Here is a 19,749-nt window from a genome sequence, read left to right as displayed (position 1 = left end):
TCGTTCAGTCTTTCTGCAGACCATTCGCATCATGTCGATGGCCTCTGGAGATATATAGATGACCGCTAGATCAGAAAATCCAGCGCAGTTCGGTAGTTTCGACGAGACAGCCGTATTGCACGAGCTTGAACATTATCTTCCGAAACAGGCTCCACTGAAGGATTTCGTTCACCACAATACCCTGCATGCCTTCCAGGATTCGAAGTTCCACGACGCGACGAGAAAAGCCTCGGGTATCTTCGGATACAACCTGTCTCTCAACTTGGATAAATACCGCAGTCTTTATCGGCAGGGCGAGATAACGCCGGCCGTACTGGACTGGGTGATCCGCACCCGCCAGGGCGAGCAGTTCGAACACTGGAAAAACAAGGTGATCGAGGAAAGCTTCGCCGCGCCGGCGTTGCCGCGCATCGGTACGGTGCGGGCGAACTGGAAGAGGAGCCACCGGATCGACCTGGATTCGCTGGTGCATCCGCTGCTGTTCCGCATCCTCTGCAGCTATCTCGACCAGGGCATCTCGATCTGGACCTTCCCGTCCGACGGCGAGGGTTTCCTGAGCGCCATCCGCGAGCTGGAGCGCCACAGCTTCACCAGCTTCTTCCGCCGCGACCGTGCGCGCCGGCTGCTGCTCGAGCAGGACTGCTCCATCGCCGACCTGCTGACACTCCTGGTGCGCGACGAGGCGCTGTTCGCGCATTACCTGTTCGACCAGCAGTTCGCCCATCCGGGCTGGTCGGGCATGGTCACGGTGATCGAGGCGCAGCCCGGCACCCTGATCGACAGCCGGCGGATCAGCCTGCGCGAGCTGATCGTCTTCGAGCTGCTCCTCGAGATCGACGCGCTCGACGAGCATTTCGACGAAGCTTGGAGCCCGCTGACGGCGGAGCTGGCCGGCGAGCCGGCGGATATTCTCGCGGACGTGCCGAAGACCGAGCTGCACGAGGTCCTGGCGATCTGGCAGGAAGCGCTGGAGTGGAGCTTCTACGATCCGGTGCTGAGCGCCATCCAGCGCCAGCCCGCGGAAAGTCCGGCGCTGCCGGCGAAGAGCTTCCAGGGCCTGTTCTGCATCGACGACCGCATCTGCTCGTTCCGCCGGCACATCGAAAGCCTCGATCCGCACTGCGAAACCTACGGGACGCCGGGCTTCTTCGGGGTGGAGTTCTACTTCAAGCCGGAGAATGCCAAGTCCTACACCAAGGTATGTCCGGGACCGATCGAGCCCAAATACCTGATCAAGGAAACCGGCAGCCAGGACAGGCGCGAGGCCGAGCCGCACTTCAGCAAGCACTCCCACGACCTGCTCGGCGGCTGGGTGATCTCCCAGACCCTCGGTTTCTGGTCGGCGGTCAAGCTCTTCGACAACATCTTCAAGCCCTCGGCGAGCCCCCTCGGCGCCTCGTCCTTCCGGCACATGGACCGTACCTCCAGCCTGACCATCCTGAACCGTTCGCCGGACGACCGCGAGGACGGCCTGCAGATCGGCTTCACCCTCGAGGAGATGGCCCAGCGCGCGGAGAACCTGCTGAGCAGCATCGGTCTGACCCGCGACTTCGCGCCCGTCGTCTACGTGGTCGGGCACGGGGCGAGCAACACCAACAACCCGCACTATGCCGCCTACGACTGCGGCGCCTGCTCGGGCCGGCCGGGGTCGGTGAACGCGCGGGTGATCTGCTTCATGCTCAACCATCCCGAGGTGCGCAGGATCCTCGCCGGCAGGGGCATCGAGATCCCCGCGGCGACCCAGTTCGTCGGCGCGCTGCACGATACCACCCGCGACGAGATCGCCTTCTACGACGAGGCCTCGCTCAGCCCCGACAACCGCGCCCGGCACCAGGCCAACGCGGCGGTGTTCGACAAGGCCCTGGCGCTCAACGCCAAGGAGCGCTCGCGGCGCTTCGCGCTGACCGACAGTCGGCAGCCGCCGGAGCGGGTCCACGAGGCGGTCAAGGCGCGCGCCGTGTCGCTGTTCGAGCCGCGTCCCGAGCTGAACCACGCCACCAACGCCCTGTGCATCGTCGGGCGCCGTTTCCTGAGCCGCCAGCTGTTCCTCGACCGCCGCTCGTTCCTCAATTCCTACGACTACCGGGTCGATCCGGACGGAACCTTCCTGCTCGGCATCCTGCGTGCCGCGGCGCCGGTCTGCGGCGGGATCAACCTGGAGTACTTCTTCTCCCACGTGGACAACCAGAAGCTGGGGGCGGGCAGCAAGCTGCCGCACAACGTGATGGGCCTGATCGGCGTGGCCAACGGCAACGACGGCGACCTGCGTCCCGGCCTGCCGAGCCAGATGATCGAGGTGCACCACCCGGTGCGGATGATGATCGTCGTCGAGCAGTTCCCCGAGGTGGTGCTGAACACCCTCCGCCAGCAGCCGGCCACCTGGGAATGGTTCGCCAACGAATGGCTGAACCTCGCGGTCGTCCATCCCGAGAGCCATGAGCTGTTCCGCTTCAGGGACGGCGCCTTCGAGGCGTATCGCCCGCTGACCGAGCGGATCGCGGTCGCCGCGGACCTCGAGAAACTCTTCGAAACCCAGGCGGACAACCTGCCTGTCCTCGCGTTGAGCTAGGGAGCTGCCATGGCCTCCGTACTGCAGATCTTCATCTTTCTACCGCTGATCGGCTTTCTGATCAGCCTGACCCATCCGGAACGGGACGAGACGCGGATCTCGCGCACCGCCCTGGTCACGGTCGGCGCCAACCTCGCCGGCTTCGGCCTGTTCCTGCTGTATTGGGCCTTCCGCGGCTTTCCCACGCTGGAGCTGAAGGATTTCGTGCTGTTCCGCACGGACAGCTACGAGTTCTACATCGACTTCCTGTTCGACCGGATCACCGCGACCTACGTGTTCGTCGGCGCCTTCCTGACCTTCATGGTGCTGCTCTACAGCCGCCACTACATGCACCGCGAGGCGGGCTACAAGCGCTTCTTCAGCACGGTGCTGTTCTTCTACGCCGGCTACGACATGGTGGTGTTCTCCGGGAACATGGAAACCATGTTCACCGGCTGGGAGGTGCTGGGGATCACTTCGTTCCTGCTGATCGCCTTCTACCGGGATCGCTACCTGCCGGTGAAGAACGCGGTCAAGGTGTTCTCCATCTACCGGATCGGCGATGTCGGCCTGCTGCTGGCGATGTGGATGATGCACCACCTGTTCCACGCCAACGTCAGCTTCCACATGCTCGAGGACCGGGCCTTCGTGCTCGAGCATTTGCAGCCGCACGCCTTCGCCGGCGTGCTCATGGCGCTGGCGATCCTGGTCGCCGCCGCCGCCAAGTCGGCGCAGCTGCCGTTCTCCAGCTGGCTGCCGCGGGCCATGGAGGGGCCGACGCCGTCGAGCGCGATCTTCTACGGCTCGCTGTCGGTGCACATCGGAGTGTTCCTGCTGCTGCGCACCGCGCCGCTCTGGCGCGACCAGTTGTTCGTCTGCGTCGTCATCGGCCTGCTGGGATTGGCCACCAGCATCGTCGCCACGGTGATCGCCCGCTCGCAGTCGGCGATCAAGAGCCAGATCGCCTATGCCTCCATCGCCCAGATCGGCCTGATCTTCATCGAGATCGCCGCCGGCTTCGATACCCTGGCCCTGGTGCACTTCGCCGGCAACGCCTTCCTGCGCACCTATCAGCTGCTGGTTTCGCCGTCGGTGGTGGCTTACCTGATCCGCGAGCAGTTCTACAACTTCGTGCCGCGCCAGCACCAGGCCCGCTGGGTGCTGCCGAAGAAGTTCGTGTATTCCCTCTACATGCTTTCGGTGCGGGAGTTCGATCTGGACGCCTTCATGTACCGCAGGCTGTGGAACCCCATGAAAAGCCTGGGTCGGCATCTGGACTTCCTGACCTTCTGGCGGGTCGTCGGCATCTTCGTGCCGGTCTATCTGCTGGGGCTGTTCCTGGCCTACCGCCGCGATGCACTGCCTGGCGCGGTCACGGAAGTGTTGCCGGTGATCTTCGCGTCGATGGCGGCGATATTGGTGCTCAAGTCCTTCACCGAACGCCGGCGCGCGCGGATGACCTGGCTCCTGGCGATCCTGACGCACTTCTGGATCGCCTTGGCGACCTCCTTCAACGCCGACTTCGACTTCAGCGAAAGTTATATCTACCTGAGCGGTGTCGCCCTGGCGGGAATCATCGGCTTCCTATGTCTGCGGCGGCTCAAGCATCTCGAAGGCGATATCGATCTCGACCGTTTCCACGGGCATTCCCGGCAGCATCCGAAGATCGCCTTCGTATTCCTGCTGTGTTGCCTGTGCGCCACCGGTTTTCCGATCAGTCCCACGTTCATCGGCGAAGACCTGATGTTCGCGCATATCAAGGAAGGGCAGGTCGGCCTGGCCTTTTTGACCAGTTTCAGTTTCGTCCTGGTCGGTCTGTCGATCATTCGTATTTATGCGCGGGTATTCCTCGGGCCGCATGCCAAGTCGGTTTATGAGGTGGCCTACAAGTCTTCCTGATCCAACTTGTCGGGGAGCGATTCCAAGAGGGCCCGGCAGGAGCGGACTCGCTCGCGATCGGTGGTGGCGGATAAAACATCGCGAACGCGTTCGCTCCTGCGAGTTTTCCGGCATGGGGCCGAAGCGTTGAAAGAGAGTTTCCGATTCATTGAAAAGTTTGCCTAGAGATATTCATACCGAGCATTCGAAAGTGCATGTAAATATCGAGGGAGTCATTGCCTTATGAAAGTGTGTGCAATTCCGGAAGATGGCCTCAAAGGCCTCAAGCAAAACTGGCGCAGCGATGTGGTATCGGGGTTTCTGGTATTCCTGCTGGCGCTTCCATTGAGTCTCGGCATCGCCAAGGCCAGCGAATTCCCGCCGGCCATGGGCGTGCTGACCGCCATGATCGGTGGCCTGTTCGTCAGCCTGTTCGCCGGCTCGCGGCTCACCATCAAGGGCCCGGCCGCCGGCCTGATCACCATCTGCGCCGGTGCCGTCGTCGAGTTCGGCGGCGGCGCCCAGGGCTGGCACCTGGCGCTCGGCGCGATCTTCGTCGCGGCCGTGCTGCAGATGCTGTTCGGCTTCCTGCGCTTCGGCTCGCTGAGCGATTTCTTCCCGCATTCGGTGGTGCACGGCATGCTGGCGGCGATCGGCCTGATCATCTTCGCCAAGCAGATCCACGTGCTGCTCGGCATCGATCCGGCCACCCTCAAGGGGCTCGAGCTGGTCCAGCTGTTCGAGCGGATTCCTGCCTCGATCATGCACGCCGACTCCCATGTGGCCCTGGTCGGCCTGGTCAGCCTGGCGATCATTTTCGGCATGCCCTTCCTGAAGATCCCCGGCCTGAAGAAGGTGCCGGCGCCGATGCTGGTGCTGCTGGTCGCCGTGCCCATGGCCCTGATCATGGACTTCGAGCACACCGAGCCGGTGTTCGACATGGTGACCATCGGCAGCTTCTGGGCCAACGTCGGGCTGAACGTGGACTTTTCCCTGATCGGCACCGCGGTGTTCTGGAAGTACGTGCTGATGTTCCTGTTCATCGGCAGCCTGGAGTCCCTGCTGACGGTCAAGGCCGTCGACGGGCTGGACCCCTGGAAACGCGCCTCGGACTTCAACAAGGACCTGGTCGCGGTGGGCGCGGGCAACGCGCTGTCCGGACTGCTCGGCGGCCTGCCGATGATCTCCGAGGTGGCGCGCAGCTCGGCGAACGTCACCTTCGGCGCCCGCAGCCGCTGGAGCAACTTCTTCCACGGCCTGTTCCTGTTCGTCGCCATGCTGCTGTTCATCCCGGTCATCGAGATGATTCCCAATGCGGCGCTGGCGGCGCTGCTGATCGCCGTGGGCTACCGGCTGGCCTCGCCCCACGAGTTCTTCAAGGTCTACCGCATCGGCACCGAGCAGTTGGTGATCTTCGTGGTGACCGTGCTGGTGACGCTGTCCACCGACCTGCTGGTCGGCGTCGGCGCCGGCATCGCCACGGAGCTGGTGTTCAACCTGGTGCATCGGGTGCCGTTCGGCAACTTCTTCAAGGCCCGCTACGAGCGCACCCTGCAGGACGGCGAGGAGCGGATCGCGGTCGGCGGGGCGGCGATCTTCTCCAACCTGCTGGGCTTCAAGAAGCTGTTCGGCCAGCTCGAGCGCAGCGCCACGGTGACCATCGACTTCTCCGGGGCCCATCTGGTGGACCACACCTTCATGGAGTTCCTGAGTCACCTCCAGGAGGAGTTCGAGCATGCCGGCGGCGTGCTGGTCGTCACCGGCTTCGAGCGCTTCAAACCGTTCTCGGACCATCCGCTGGCGGCCCGCAAGCGCCTGCCCGGCAACGTCCAGCTGGCCTGATCGCGCCCGCTGCCGGTCGGTGCGGCTCGCCGCGCACCGACCGGCAGCGGCAGCCGCTCAAAGGCCAGGGACGGCCATCTTTCGGCTATGTCCCGGCGCGACGCCGGGCATCGCCGTTCCTTCCCGGCATCGCCATATCCCTGCACTGAACAGGCCTTCCTGTACCGCTCGAGGAAACTCCCGGGCGTTTCGGTCGGTCTATCCGGAAGCTCCCCGGTTCGCTTCGGCGCCGGGAACTGTCGGCCGGAGTCGATTTTTCCGACGCTGAAACCGGCAGAGACTATCTTTTTGCTACAGCACTGCGGTTTTCATGGCGGGACCGCTTGTCTGCCGGCGGGACGTCCCGCCGCGGCGGCGGGCCGCTCCGAAGGCCTTCGGACGGAGGAAGCTCGTGCACATCGCCGATATGACCATGTTCTATGCGCCTGCCAGCGGCGGCGTGCGGACCTATCTGGAGGCCAAGCATCGTCGTCTGCGGCTGTACTCCGGAGTGCGCCACAGCGTGCTGGTGCCCGGCGCCGGCTTCCGCGAGCAGGCCGGCATCTATGAGGTTCCCTCGCCCTTGCTGCCGTTCGGCAAGGGCTATCGCTTTCCGCTGCGCCGGGGCCCTGGCGACAGCAGTTGCAGCGCCTGCAGCCCGACCTGATCGAGGTCGGCGATCCCTACCTGACCGCCTGGGCGGCGCTCGACGCCGGCCGGCGTCTGGACATCCCGGTGATCGGCTTCTACCACTCGGACCTGCCGCGGCTGGCCACCAAGCGCGTCGGCGCCTGGTGCGGCGGGCGGGTCAGCGATTACGTGGCGCATCTCTACGGCCAGTTCGACCGGGTGCTGGCGCCCAGTCGGATCATGGCGGAGAAGCTGCTGCGCCTGGGCGTGCGGGACGTGTTCGTGCAGCCCCTGGGCGTCGACCTGGAGGTCTTCCAGCCGGCGCGGCGCGATCCGGCGCTCAAGCGCGACCTGGGGCTGACCGAGGAAACCCGGCTGCTGGTCTTCGCCGGCCGCGGGTCGCGCGAGAAAAACCTGCACATCCTGCTGGAGACCGCCCGGCGTCTCGGCGCTCCCTATCATCTGCTGCTGATCGGCGCCGACATGCCGACCCGGGTGCCGGACAACGTCACGGTGATCAACCAGTTCCAGCCGGCCGCCGCAGTGGCCCGGCTGATGGCCAGCAGCGACCTGCTGCTGCATGCCGGCGACCAGGAGACCTTCGGTCTGGTGGTGCTGGAGGCCATGGCCTGCGGCATTCCGGTGGTCGCCGCGCGCGCCGGGGCGCTGGCCGAGATCGTGCCGTTCAGCGCCGGCCGCCTGTGCCGGCCCAACGACGCGCGGGCGATGGCCGCGACCGTGCGCGAGCTGTTCGAGGGCGATGTCCGCCAGTTGGGGCGTCAGGCGCGTCAGCACGTCGAGGCCCACCATGCCTGGGATGCCGTGGTCGCCGGCCTGCTGGCCCATTACCATGCCGTGCTGGGCACGGCCGAGCTGCCGGTCGCCGTGAATGTCTGAACGCCATCTATTGCTGGTCATGCACGATGTCGCCCCGCAGACGTGGGCCGATTACGAGGATTTCATCGCGGCGGTGGATACCCTGGGCAAGGTGCCCGTCACCTGGCTGGTGGTGCCGGATTTCCATCGCCGCCAGCCGCTGGTGCGGCATCTCGAGCTGCGCCGGTATCTCGATGCACGGCTGGCGCGCGGCGACGAGCTGGCCCTGCACGGCTACTATCACCACGACGACGCGCCGCCGCCGCGCATGCCGCACGACTGGCTGATGCGCCGCGTCTACACCCACGAGGGCGAGTTCTACCGGCTCGACCAGGCGCAGGCCCGACAGCGTCTGGAGCAGGGCATGGACGTGTTCCGCCGCTGCGATTGGCCGCTGCACGGCTTCGTCGCGCCCGCTTGGCTGATGAGCGAGGGCACCCGCCAGGCGCTGCGGGAAACGCCGTTGCGCTATACCAGCGACCTGCGCCATCTCTACCGGCTGCCGGACTTCCAGGCCATGGATGCCCCCGGCCTGACCTGGAGCGCCCGTAGCCGCTGGCGCCGCGGGCTGTCCCGGCTGGTCTGCGCGAGTCTCGCCGCCTGTTATCGACAGGCGCCGCTGCTGCGCCTGGGGCTGCACCCGGTGGACATGCGCCACAATTCGTCGCGCCGCTACTGGATCGAACTGCTCGTGCGCCTGCTCAAGGAGGGCCGCCAGCCGTTGACCAAGATCGGCTGGCTGGATCGGCAACCGCTGCGCTTGCCGGGTGCCGGCGCATGAGTCGTGGCCTGTGGCTGCTGCTGGGCGGCCTGCTGGCGGCACTGCTGATTCCCCTGCTGCTCGGCGGCAGCGGGCTGTGGCGGCAGGTGCAGGGCTTTCCGGCCAACCTGCTGGTGGCCATGCTCGGCATCATCGTGGTCTGCTGGAATCTCAACGCGCTGCGTCTGCGTCTGCTGCTGCCCGGCTACCGGCTCGGCCAGCGCGATGCGCTGGGCATCGTCATGGCCACCGAGTTCGCCATCTGCGCGACGCCGGGCGGCGCCGGCGGCCCGCTGACCCTGATGGCGCTGCTGATGCGCCGCGGGGTTTCGGCGGCGCAGGGCACTGCCACCTACGCGGTGGACCAGCTCACCGACCTGCTGGTGTTCGCCTGCGCGCTGCTCGGCATCCTGGTCTATGCCCTGTCCCATGCCCTGAGCCCACATCTCGCCTGGCTGCTCGGCGTCAGCGCCGGCCTGCTGCTCGGGGTGTTCGTCCTGCTGTTTCTGCTCGGCCGTTTCCACCGCGAGATGTTCCGCCTCAACGGCCGGCTGCTGCAGCGCCTGGGGGTGAGCGCACGCCGCCGGCTGAAATACGCGCGCAAGGTGATGCGCTTTCGCAATGCCCTGCGCCAGAGCCTGAGTCTGCCGCGGTCGGTACTGCTCGGGGTATTCCTGCTCAGCGTCGCCCACTGGGTGTTGCGCTACAGCGTGCTCTACCTGACCCTGCGCGGCCTGGGCAGCGAACTGTCCTGGGCCTGGACCTTTCTGGTGCAAATGCTGGCGCTCAGCGCCGGGCAGGCCAGCCTGCTGCCGGGCGGCGCCGGTGGGGCGGAGTTGGCCTCGGCGGCGCTGCTCGCGCCGCTGGTCGGCAAGTCGACCAGCGCGGCGGCGATCCTGATCTGGCGTGCCGTCACCTACTACTTCTATCTGGTCGCCGGCGCACCGGTGTTTCTGCACCTGGCGGGACGGCCGCTGCTGCGGCGGCTGGTGCGCTATCGGCAGTCCTGAAGTCGCTGGGACTACTATTTCTTGCCGAGCTTGATGTGCCGGCTGGGCGTAGCGGCCTGGCCGCTGACGCCAATGGCGATCTGCCGAATCTCGCCGCCCTCGCGGAGAAAGGCGGACACCAGGGCGTCGAGGGATTCATGGGTTTCCCGGGCCGGTTCCGGCTTGGACTTGCCGTGCGAGGCTGCGATCCGCGTGCTCATGCTGGTTTCTCCTCTGCTCTGTCGGGGCGGATGATGCCCAAAATGAAAAAACCGGCCCGAAGGCCGGTTTTTCGGACGATGTAGGCAGATCAGACGATCTGCACTTCGTCCGCCTGCATGCCTTTCTGGCCTTTCACCGCGACGAAGGAGACCTGCTGGCCTTCCTTGAGGCTCTTGAAGCCGTTGGTCTGGATGGAGCGGTAGTGAACGAACAGATCGGGGCCGCTTTCCGGGGTGATGAAGCCGAAGCCTTTTTCATCGTTGAACCACTTGACGGTGCCGGTTTGACGATTGGACATGAGTTGTCTCCTTGGACAAAGTTGAAAGCCGGACCCTGTGGCCCGGGCGTTGACTGAGTGCAAAGAGCAATCGAAAAAGGATCGGAACAGCTTCAAGCAGATCGTTTCGCGGTGACGCATGCAGCACAGTGGAGACACTTTACTCCCTTGCCGGTGGAACACCTAGTTTTTTCTCCTCCGTTCGATGGGTGGGCGCGACGGATATCGCCGATACAAGGTGGCCACTGCCTGGGGCGAGCGGTCGTCGGCGGATTTTCCGCTATGGTTAGAAGAAGCGGTACGCACTCTCCACACACAACGGAGGAGGAAGGAACGATGGAACTGCCCATCCGGAATCTGTCCACGCTGTTCGAGCAACTGGGTCTGAACTCCGATCCGGCCAGCATCGATGCCTTCATCGGTAGCCATATGCTGCCCGACGAGGTCAAGGTATCGGAGGCTCCCTTCTGGACGCCCGCCCAGGCGGCCTTGCTGAAGGAGGAAATGCTCGACGACGCCGACTGGGCGCCGATCGTCGATGAGCTCAACGAGCGCCTGCATCCCAGGCACTGAGCGGGTCTCGTCGCTTCGCCGGGCCCTCCGGGGCCTTTCGTCCACCAGGCACAGCGAGTGTGCAGGCCATGAAGAAAGTACTTGTCCCGTTCGACGGTTCCGAAAGCGCCAGGCGCGCCTTGCTCTATCTCGTGGAGATGGCGAAGCAGCTGCCGGACCTGGAGGTGCATCTGCTGAACGTGCAGGGGCACCCGATCATGTACGGCGACTACATCGCCGGTCCCATGCTGGAAAGTCTGGTCAACGCGGCCCGGGAGCACGGGCGCAAGATCAATGCGAAGGGCCTGGAGCTGCTCCAGGGACACGGCGTGGCGGCGACCGCCCACGAGGAGCTGGGCGAGACGGTGGGCGAGATCGCCAAGGCGGTTGCCGTGCTCGGCTGCGACACCGTGGTGATGGGCACCCGCGGCATGAGCAACTTCTCCAACCTGGTCATGGGCTCGGTCGCCACCCGCGTGGTGCACGAGGTGACGGTGCCGGTGCTGCTCGTCAAGTAGGTCGGGGCACGCCAGGCCGGACGGCGTCGGGGGCAGGGGAGGGGATTTCCTTTCCCCGGCTGCCCGCTGTCGTCAGAGCCTGTTCTTGAAGTGGTGCCATTTCTTCTCCCCGCTCATGATCCAGTGGGGCATGGCGGTGCCGGTTCCGGCGACTTCCAGCTTCGGGTGATGGCTGACGACCTGCTCGAGCACCGATTCCTGGGCCGGCTCCACATCCACGAAGAACACGTGCTTGCCTTGACCCAGCTTGTCCTGCAGGGGGCGGAAGGAGCGGTTGCCCTTCTGGAAACCGAGGAAGCCGCCTTCCCAGATACTGAAGCCGAACAGCACGATGGCCAGGAAGATGAAGGGCGCCCAGCCGAAGACCGTGTTCGTCCAGTCGCTGAAATAGGCGACGACCAGCACCAGGGCGGCCAGCAGCAGGCCGATGTACAGGCCGCGCGTGCCGGCGTTGACCACGTTGGTCTTCATCATCGAGGGCACGCTGTGCAGGCGATGCCGTTCGAGCTCGGCATCCTGTTCGCTCAGCACATGGATCTGCTCGGTATCGATGCCCTTGGCTTCCAGTTCCTGTTCGACCTGTTCCAGATCGTCCAGGTCGTCGCTGAAGTAGTAGTGCCGGTTCATGTTCACCTCCCGCTGCATGGCAGAAACGTTCCGGCGAATGGTCGATCGAGGACCCGCGGCAGAGGCGCCGGGGCTGGGGGCTTACCCCCTCTTGAGTCTAGCAGCGGGACTTTTGCGGGTTGCCGGCGGGCGCCGAGCGTGCGCCGGCGGCGGACGAGAGGTTGGCCGGGCAGTGGCCGCCGTGTCCGCGATGGCCGTAGGCACGGCGGTTGCAGAGGTTTCAGTCCTGTTTGCCCTTGAGCAGGTCGCCCAGGTTGGCAAAGGCCTTGAAGGTGGTCTTCGGACCCAGGTCGGCGCCGGCACGGGGCGCGGTCTGGTACTGGCTATCGGTGTAGCGCGAATGCTCGTTATCGTGGCAATACAAACAGAGCAGTTCCCAGTTCGAGCCGTCCTCGGGGTTGTTGTCGTGGTTGTGGTCCTTGTGGTGGACCGTCAACTCGCTGAGGCGCTTGCCGGAGAACTCCCGGCCGCAACGACCGCAGATCCAGGGATACATTTTCAGGGCCTTTTCCCGGTAACCCTGTTCGCGCTGGGCATAGGGGACGTTGCTCTTGTTGTTCGTGCTCATGATGGGCCTGCCTGATTGCTGCTTCCGCTCGTGGGGTGAATGAAGGAATGGGTGCCCCGAGACTACGGGTACGGGGCCTGCAGGGCAACCGTGCGATTGTCCGCAGGAATTTCGGGTGCTTCATCATGCCGCTGTTGGCCTGTCGCCAGCAAAATGAGTTAGCTTGCTAAGATCCTGCCCGTCCTTTGCCGTGCCGCTTTCGGGGTGCCCATGTCCAGCTCAGCCGTCCGCTCGACCCTCGCCAGCCTGCCCGATGCCTACAAGGCGCTGCTTTACGTCCTGTTCCTGGCCACGCCGCGGAGCAAGACCGCGCTGCTCGAACAGCTCAAGCGTCTCGGCGTGCGCGCCACCACCAGCCGCGCCATGGACGGTGTGGTGCTGGGCGAGATGCTGGAAACCCTGCAGCGCCTGAAGTGGCTGGAGCGCAGCGACGAGCGCAGCTTCTTCCAGCTGAACCCGGCGGCCTGCAACCAGGTATTGCTGCTGCTGCAGAGCGAGCCGCAGTGGTGGCCGAAACTGCGCGGCGGGCTGATCGAGCATGTCGCCGCCGCGCCGGGCAGCCTGCCGCTGAGCCTGTGGCGCGGCCTCTGGCTGGCCCTGCTGGCGGGCGAGGTGCCGGAGCTGACGCAACTGCTGCTGAGCATGGAGCAGAACCGCGGCGAGCTGCTGCACCCCTGCGGCCTGCTGCTGGCCGACGACACCGGCCGGCAGCTGTTCGCCCGGCTCGCTCCGGGGGTGCGCGAGGTGTTGCTGGAGGACTACCTGACCCGCGCCAACAGCGAATCGCTGGCGGCCGGCGAGGCCTACCGGCAGGGCCTGGCGCTGCTCGACGGTGCGCAGGCGAAGTCTGCCGAGCTGACTTTCCAGCTGTTCCTGCAGGCGCTCTGGCGCGGCGACTGGCCGCGTTTCGAAGCCCTGGGCCAGGACGAGCGGGTGCCGTTCGGCGGGATCTTCCGGAGCCTGCTGCGCGGGGAGTCGACCGAGGCCCTGGAGCTGGTTCAGGAGTACATCCGCATCCAGCGCGGTAGCCGCAAACGCCGCGTCGAGCTGCCGACCATCCTCAACGCCTGCTATTGCCTGCTGCTGCTGCTCGACGGCGACAGCCAGCAACATGCGGCGCTGCGCCAGGCGCTCGGGCTGGGCCTGAAGAAGGGCCTGGGCAGTGCCTACGAGATGTTCGAGAGACTCTTCGAGCAGTTCCAGGGCAAGGGCGGGCGCTGCCCCGATCCGGCCTATCAGGTGGGTCAGCCGAGCGGCTTCGACGGCTTGCTGACGGCGATCCTCCTGTACTGGATGGATGCCCCGGCCTCCTCGGCCTGGCTGCGGCGCCTGCAGCAGTTTCGTACCGAGCTGGCCGAGGAGGGCTACGCCTGGCTGGTGGCCGAGCTGGACGTGCTGCTCGAACTGCAGTTCGGCACACCCCCGGCCGAGGCGGACTGGCACCGGCGCCACGGGCTGCGCCCGCTGGTCAAGTTGTATCGCCGCCAGGAACTCTGGGAGCACGCCCTCGCCGCGCTGGCCGCGCTGCGCCCCGGCTCGCGCGGCGCCGCCGCGGTTCAGCCGCAGAACAGCCAGCGCCTGGCCTGGATGATCGGCAGCGCCCTTTCCGAGGCGCCGAGCGTCGAGCCGCGCGAGCAGAAGCTCGGCGCCAAGGGCCAGTGGAGCAAGGGCCGGCCGGTGTCGCTCAAGCGCCTGCTCGAGGAGACCGACAGCTTCGACTACCTGCTCGAACAGGATCGTCGGGTCATCCAGCAGATCCAGATGCACAGCGATTTCTACGGCATCCGCTACCAGCTCGACGGCGAGCGCGCCCTGCCGCATCTGGTCGGCCATCCGGCACTGTTCTGGAGCGACGCGCCGGAGGTGCGCATCGACCTGCTGGCCGGCAACGTGGCCCTGCAGCTGCAGCAGCGCGGCGCGCAGATCCACCTGGCGCTGACCCCCGAAGGGATCGCGGCGTGCGGCGGGCTGTTCGTCGAGCGGGAGACCCCGACCCGCCTGGTGATCTACCCGCTCGGCCGCGAGGCTCGGCAGATCGCCGAGATCGTCGGCGGCGGGCTGAGCGTGCCGCAGGCGGCCAAGGCGCAGCTGATGGAAACCATCGGCAGCATCGCGCCGCTGTTGCCGATTCACTCGGACCTGCCGGAACTGGCGGTGAACATCGACAAGGTGGCCGCTGACGACAAGCTGTACGCCCACCTGCTGCCGCTGCAGGACGGCCTGCGCCTGCAACTGCTGGTGCGGCCGCTGGCCGGCGGCAACTGGTTCCGTCCCGGGCAGGGCGCGGAGGGCGTGCTCGGCGAGCAGGACGGCAAGCCGCTGCAGGCGGTCCGCGACCTGCCCGCCGAGCGCCAGCGGCTCGAGCAGGTGCTGCAGGCCTGTCCGGCGCTGGCCGAGGCCGACAGCGACGGCCACGAATGGCAGCTCGCCGAGCCGCAGGCCGCGCTGCAGGTGCTGAGCGAGCTGCAGGCGCTGGACGCCGGGCTGCTCGAGTGCATCTGGCCGGAGGGCGAGCGCATGCGCATCCGGGCCCGGCCCGGCCTGCGCCAGTTGCAGCTGCGCCTGCGCCAGAGCGGCGACTGGTTCGAGCTGGACGGCGAAGTAGTGGTGGAAGACGGCCGCGTGCTGCATCTGCGCCAGCTGCTCGAACTCCTGCAGAGCAGTCCCGGGCGTTTCGTCAGGCTCGGCGAGCAGGACTGGCTGGCGCTCGGCAGCAACCTGCGCCGGCGCCTGGAGGAGTTGAGCCGGCTGGCCGAGCGCAATGGCGAGGCGGGCCTGCGCCTCAATCCGCTGACCGCGCCGCTGCTCGCCGAGCTGGCCGAGGAGGTGGGCGGCTTCGAGGCCGATGCCGCCTGGAAGGAGCATCTGGCCCGCCTCGAGTCGCTGCGCGACTACCGCCCGCGGGTGCCCAGCACCCTGCAGGCCGAGCTGCGCGACTACCAGCTGGAAGGCTTCGACTGGATGGCGCGGCTGGCCAAGTGGGGCGTCGGCGCCTGCCTGGCCGACGACATGGGCCTGGGCAAGACTCTGCAGACCCTGACCCTGCTGCTGCACCGCTCCGCCGAGGGCCCGCAGCTGGTGGTGGCGCCGACCTCGGTGACGCCCAACTGGCTGGCCGAGACCACCCGCTTCGCGCCGACCCTGCGTCTGCATGCCTACCGCGAGAGCCGCAGCCTGGACGGGCTGGGGCCGCGCGACCTGGTGGTGGCCAGCTATGGCCTGCTGCAGCAGGACGCCGAGGCCTTCGCCGCGCAGCACTGGACCACCGTGGTGCTCGACGAGGCGCAGGCGATCAAGAACGCCGCCAGCAAGCGCTCCCAGGCGGCCATGGCGCTGCAGGCGGATTTCCGCCTAGTCGCCACCGGCACGCCGCTGGAGAACCACCTGGGCGAGCTGTGGAACCTGTTCCGCTTCATCAATCCCGGCCTGCTCGGCAGCCGCGAGCATTTCGCCCAGCGCTTCGCCGGGCCCATCGAGCGCGGCGACCAGGGCGCGCGCAAGGCGCTCAAGGCGCTGATCCAGCCGTTCATCCTGCGCCGCCTGAAGAGCCAGGTGCTCGACGAGCTGCCGGCGCGCACCGAGGTGGTCTACCGGGTGCCGCTCTCCGACGCCGAACTGCACCTCTACGAGGCCATGCGCCAGCAGGCGCTGGACTCCCTCAGCCAGGGCGGCGAGGAGGGGAGCCAGTCGCCGCTGCGGGTGCTCACCGAGATCACCCGGCTGCGGCGCTTCTGCTGCCACCCGAGCCTGGTGCTGCCCGACAGCGACCTGCCCGGCAGCAAGCTGGCGGCTTTCGCCGAGATCGTCGAGGAGCTGCTCGACAGTCGCCACAAGGCGCTGGTGTTCAGCCAGTTCGTCGACCACCTGAGCATCGTCCGCACGTGGCTGGAGGAGCGCGGCATCCGCTACCAGTACCTCGACGGCGCGACTCCGGCCAAGGAGCGCATGGCACGAGTGGAGGCCTTCCAGGGCGGCGACGGCGACATCTTCCTGATCAGTCTCAAGGCCGGCGGCACCGGCCTCAACCTGACCGCCGCCGACTACGTGATCCACCTCGATCCCTGGTGGAACCCGGCGGTCGAGGACCAAGCCAGCGACCGCGCGCACCGCATGGGCCAGCAGCGTCCGGTGACCATCTACCGGCTGGTCGCGGAAAACACCATCGAGGAGCGCATCCTCGCCCTGCACGGGCAGAAGCGCGACCTGGCCGACAGCCTGCTGGAGGGCGGCGAGGTCAGCGCCAAGCTCGATGCCGAGGCGCTGCTGCGCCTGCTGCGCGGCGGCTAGGCCGTGCCGTCGCTCGCCGCCCGCCGGCGCCTGCTGCTCGCGCTGCTGGCGATCCTTGCCGGACTCTTGGCCAGCGTCTGGCTGGCCGGGCGCTATGCCGAGCGGCGCCACTGGAGCGAGACCGTCGTCGAGGCCCGCGGCCAGCTGGAGCTGTACGCCCAGTCGCTGCGCATCCTGGTCGAGCGTTTCCGCGCGTTGCCGGCGATCCTCGCCCTGGACACCGAGATCCAAGCGCTGCTCCAGGAGCCTGCCGATCCGCTCGCCCGCGAGCGGCTCAACCGGCGCCTGCAGCGCCTCAACCGGGAGGCGGGGGCGGGGGTGATCTTCCTGCTCGACCCGCAGGGCAAGGCCATCGCCGCCAGCAACTGGCAGGAGCCGGGCAACTTCGTCGGCGGCAACTATGCCTTCCGTCCGTATTTCCAGGGCGCCCTGCGCGAGGGCAGCGCCCGCTACTTCAGCGTCGGCGTGACCACCGGGGTACCCGGCTACTTCCTGTCCCAGGCGGTGCGCGACGCCGAAGGGCGCCTGCTCGGCGTGCTGGCGCTCAAGCTGGTGATGGAGGATCTGCAGCGCGACTGGGCCGGGCAGCCGGGTATCCTGCTGGTCACCGACCGGCACGGCATCGCGATCCTTTCCAGTCGTCCGGCCTGGCGTTTCCGCTACCTGCAGGATGCGCCGGCGGCTTCTGTCGCCCCGCTGTCCGATGCCCGCCAGTTCGCCGGGCATCCTCCCCGGCCGCTCCTCGAAGAGTCCCTGGCGCAGCTCGACGGTGGCGGCGAGCTGCTGCGCATCGAGGGACCGGACGGTCGACGCGACTACCTGCGTTTGCAGCAGCCCCTGGCTACCGAGGGCTGGACCCTGCTGCTGCTGCGCGAGGCCCAGGTGGCGGGCGGGATGATGCGCAGCTATCGCCTGGCGGCGGCCGGCATCTGGCTGGCGCTGGCCTTTCTGTTCCTGTTCCTGGCCCAGCGCCGCAAGATCCTGCGCCTCAGCCAGCGCCGCCGGGCCGAGCTGGAGCGGCTGGTCGAGGAGCGCACCGCGGCGCTGCGCAAGGCCCAGGACGAACTGGTGCAGGCGGCGAAGATGGCCGCCCTGGGGCAGATGTCGGCGGCCCTGGCCCATGAGATCAACCAGCCCTTGACCGCCATGCGCATGCAGCTCGGCAGCCTCCAGCTGCTGCTGGCGAAGAACGACTCGGCGGCGATGCGCACCTGCCTGGAGCGCATCGACGGCCTGCTCACCCGCATGGCGGCGCTCACCGGGCACCTCAAGACCTTCGCCCGCGACACCCCGGGCGGCCTGCGCGAGCGCCTGCAGCCGGATACCGTGGTCGATCATGCGCTGCTCCTGCTCGAGGCGCGCATCCGCCAGGATGCCGTGCAGGTGCTGCGCCGGCGCGCGCCGCAGGCCTGGGTCGAGGGCAACGCGATCCGCCTCGAGCAGGTGCTGGTCAACCTCCTGCACAACGCCCTGGACGCCATGGCCGGGCGCGAGCGCCGCGTGCTGCGCATCGCGCTGCGCCGCGACGGCGGCGACTGGCTGCTGAGCGTCGCCGACAGCGGCGGCGGCATCGCCGCCGAGCACCTGCCGCGGGTCTTCGAGCCATTCTTCACCACCAAGCCGGTGGGCGAGGGGCTCGGTCTCGGCCTGGCGGTGTCCTACGGCATCGTCCGCGAGTCGGGCGGCCAGCTGGCGGTGCGCAATGCCGGCGACGGCGCGCAGTTCGTCATCCGGCTGCCGGCTGCGGCGCCGCCGGATACACTGCAGCCCTGAGCGCAGGAGCAGTGAAATGCAGCAGATTCTCTTCATCGACGACGAAGCGCCGATCCGCGAGGCGGTGCAGCAGTGGCTGGAGCTGTCGGGCCTGGCCGTGCGCACCTGCGCCCGCGCCGAGGAGGCGCTGGCGCTGCTCGACGCCGACTTCCCCGGCGTGGTGGTCAGCGACGTGCGCATGCCCGGCATGGACGGCCTGGCCCTGCTCGAGCGCCTCAAGGCGCTGGACGCCGAGCTGCCGGTGATCATGGTCACCGGGCATGGCGACGTGCCCATGGCGGTGACGGCGATGCAGCAGGGCGCCTACGACTTCATCGAGAAGCCGTTCACCCCCGAGCGCCTGCTCGGCAGCCTGCAGCGTGCCCTGGAGATGCGCCGGCTGGTCTGCGAGAACCGCGCGCTGCGCCGTCAGGTGGCGCAGCGCGACCGTATCGAGGGCCGCCTGCTCGGCGTGTCGCCGGCGATGGAGGAATTGCGCCGGCAGATCCTCGAACTGGCGCCGACTGCGGTCAACGTGCTGATCCGCGGCGAGACCGGCAGCGGCAAGGAGTGCGTGGCGCGCTGCCTGCACGCCTTCGGTCCGCGTGCCGGCAAGGCTTTCGTCGCGCTCAACTGCGCGGCGATTCCCGAGCAGCTGTTCGAGAGCGAGCTGTTCGGCCACGAGAGCGGCGCTTTCACCGGCGCCCAGGGCAAGCGCATCGGCCGCATCGAGCACGCCGACGGCGGCACCCTGTTTCTCGACGAGGTGGAGAGCCTGCCGCTGGCGCAACAGGCCAAGCTGCTGCGCGTGCTGCAGGAGAAGAGCCTGGAGCGGCTCGGTTCCAACCGCAGCATCGCCGTCGACCTGCGGGTGATCGGTGCCGTCAAGCCGGACCTTGCCGCCGAGGTGCGCGCCGGGCGTTTCCGCGAGGACCTGCTGTACCGCCTCAATGTCGCCGAGCTGCACATCCCGCCGCTGCGCGAGCGGCGCGAAGATATTCCGCTGCTGTTCGAGCATTTCGCGCTGGCCGCGGCCGAGCGCCACGGCCGCGAGTCGCCTCCGCTGACGGCCGCCGAACTGGCCCGGCTGCAGGCCCACGACTGGCCGGGCAACGTGCGCGAGTTGGCCAACGCCGCCGAACGCCACGTGCTCGGCCTGGGCGGCAGGACCGGGGCCGCGGTGGCGGCGCCCCAGTCGCTGGCGGCGCAGCTGGAAGCCTTCGAGGCGCAGTGCCTGCGCCAGGCCCTGCAGCAGTGCCGCGGCAACATCGCCGAGGCCATGGCCCTGCTGCAACTGCCCCGGCGCACCCTCAACGAGAAGATGCAGCGCCACGGCCTGAACCGCAGCGAATTCCTGCCCGCCGACGCGCAGGACTGACGGGGAGGGCGTCGGCGGATTCTTGCCGATCGGCTTTCCGGCATCGGCAGGAATCCGCCGATGGCA

The 19,749-nt window shown here is 67.4% G+C and carries 14 protein-coding genes and 1 pseudogene; 11 read left to right on the top strand and 4 right to left on the bottom strand.

Annotated features, from left to right (window positions below):
• Nucleotides 1-58: 58 nt before the first annotated feature.
• The 6 genes and pseudogenes from Atro_RS05615 to gpgF all read left to right on the top strand — a co-directional run bounded on the left by Atro_RS05615 (nt 59) and on the right by gpgF (nt 9,523).
• A complete protein-coding gene (locus Atro_RS05615; protein WP_497926788.1) occupies nt 59-2,569 on the top strand; it encodes a YbcC family protein in 2,511 nt (836 codons plus the stop codon).
• A 9-nt stretch (nt 2,570-2,578) separates the two neighbouring features.
• On the top strand, nt 2,579-4,447 hold the full coding sequence (locus Atro_RS05610; protein WP_497926787.1) for a proton-conducting transporter transmembrane domain-containing protein: 1,869 nt from the start codon (nt 2,579-2,581) through the stop codon (nt 4,445-4,447).
• Nucleotides 4,448-4,669: 222 nt separating this feature from the next.
• A complete protein-coding gene (locus tag Atro_RS05605; RefSeq protein ID WP_497926786.1) occupies nt 4,670-6,268 on the top strand; it encodes a SulP family inorganic anion transporter in 1,599 nt (532 codons plus the stop codon).
• 391 nt (nt 6,269-6,659) lie between these two features.
• Nucleotides 6,660-7,774, top strand: a pseudogene (gene gpgS, locus Atro_RS05600) (N-acetylglucosaminyl phosphatidylglycerol synthase).
• Nucleotides 7,767-8,534: an N-acetylglucosaminyl phosphatidylglycerol deacetylase gene (gene gpgD, locus Atro_RS05595; protein ID WP_497926785.1), complete on the top strand. Its 768-nt coding sequence runs from the start codon at nt 7,767-7,769 to the stop codon at nt 8,532-8,534. Before gpgS ends, gpgD begins: the two are co-directional and overlap by 8 nt.
• On the top strand, nt 8,531-9,523 hold the full coding sequence (gpgF, locus tag Atro_RS05590; RefSeq protein WP_497926784.1) for a glucosaminyl phosphatidylglycerol flippase: 993 nt from the start codon (nt 8,531-8,533) through the stop codon (nt 9,521-9,523). Before gpgD ends, gpgF begins: the two co-directional genes overlap by 4 nt.
• A gap of 14 nt (nt 9,524-9,537) precedes the next feature.
• Here the strand turns inward: gpgF and Atro_RS05585 are convergent, their stop codons facing one another.
• Nucleotides 9,538-9,723: a PFL_1563 family small protein gene (locus Atro_RS05585; protein ID WP_497926783.1), complete on the bottom strand. Its 186-nt coding sequence runs from the start codon at nt 9,721-9,723 to the stop codon at nt 9,538-9,540.
• A gap of 89 nt (nt 9,724-9,812) precedes the next feature.
• Complete coding sequence (locus tag Atro_RS05580) at nt 9,813-10,022, bottom strand: cold-shock protein (RefSeq protein WP_497926782.1); 210 nt, start codon at nt 10,020-10,022, stop codon at nt 9,813-9,815.
• Between the two features lie 315 nt (nt 10,023-10,337).
• Here Atro_RS05580 and Atro_RS05575 point away from each other — a divergent pair, with 315 nt between their 5' ends.
• Together Atro_RS05575 and Atro_RS05570 are read left to right on the top strand one after the other, a co-directional pair.
• Nucleotides 10,338-10,574 carry a DUF2789 domain-containing protein gene (locus Atro_RS05575; protein ID WP_497926781.1) on the top strand — a complete coding sequence of 79 codons (237 nt, stop codon included), beginning with the start codon at nt 10,338-10,340 and terminating at the stop codon, nt 10,572-10,574.
• Between the two features lie 68 nt (nt 10,575-10,642).
• On the top strand, nt 10,643-11,071 hold the full coding sequence (locus tag Atro_RS05570) for a universal stress protein (protein WP_497926780.1): 429 nt from the start codon (nt 10,643-10,645) through the stop codon (nt 11,069-11,071).
• Nucleotides 11,072-11,143: 72 nt separating this feature from the next.
• Here Atro_RS05570 and Atro_RS05565 read toward each other — a convergent pair whose 3' ends face one another.
• The gene (locus tag Atro_RS05565; RefSeq protein ID WP_497926779.1) at nt 11,144-11,698 is read right to left on the bottom strand and encodes a magnesium transporter; all 555 of its coding nucleotides are present in this window, start codon (nt 11,696-11,698) and stop codon (nt 11,144-11,146) included.
• 220 nt (nt 11,699-11,918) lie between these two features.
• On the bottom strand, nt 11,919-12,266 hold the full coding sequence (locus tag Atro_RS05560; protein ID WP_497926778.1) for a YajD family HNH nuclease: 348 nt from the start codon (nt 12,264-12,266) through the stop codon (nt 11,919-11,921).
• A gap of 210 nt (nt 12,267-12,476) precedes the next feature.
• On the opposite strand from Atro_RS05560, the gene Atro_RS05555 reads away from it, so the two are divergent.
• From Atro_RS05555 to Atro_RS05545, 3 genes are read left to right on the top strand one after another with little or no spacing between them, the layout of a single operon-like run.
• Nucleotides 12,477-16,553 carry a DEAD/DEAH box helicase gene (locus tag Atro_RS05555; RefSeq protein ID WP_497926777.1) on the top strand — a complete coding sequence of 1,359 codons (4,077 nt, stop codon included), beginning with the start codon at nt 12,477-12,479 and terminating at the stop codon, nt 16,551-16,553.
• Nucleotides 16,554-16,556: 3 nt separating this feature from the next.
• Entirely contained in the window at nt 16,557-18,326 is a 1,770-nt protein-coding gene (locus tag Atro_RS05550) for a sensor histidine kinase (protein WP_497926776.1), read from the top strand.
• A gap of 16 nt (nt 18,327-18,342) precedes the next feature.
• Nucleotides 18,343-19,683: a sigma-54-dependent transcriptional regulator gene (locus Atro_RS05545; RefSeq protein ID WP_497926775.1), complete on the top strand. Its 1,341-nt coding sequence runs from the start codon at nt 18,343-18,345 to the stop codon at nt 19,681-19,683.
• Nucleotides 19,684-19,749: the final 66 nt, after the last annotated feature.

The sequence above is a fragment of the Azotobacter tropicalis genome, assembly GCF_059739045.1.
This window is presented reverse-complemented; position numbering and strand designations above follow the sequence as displayed.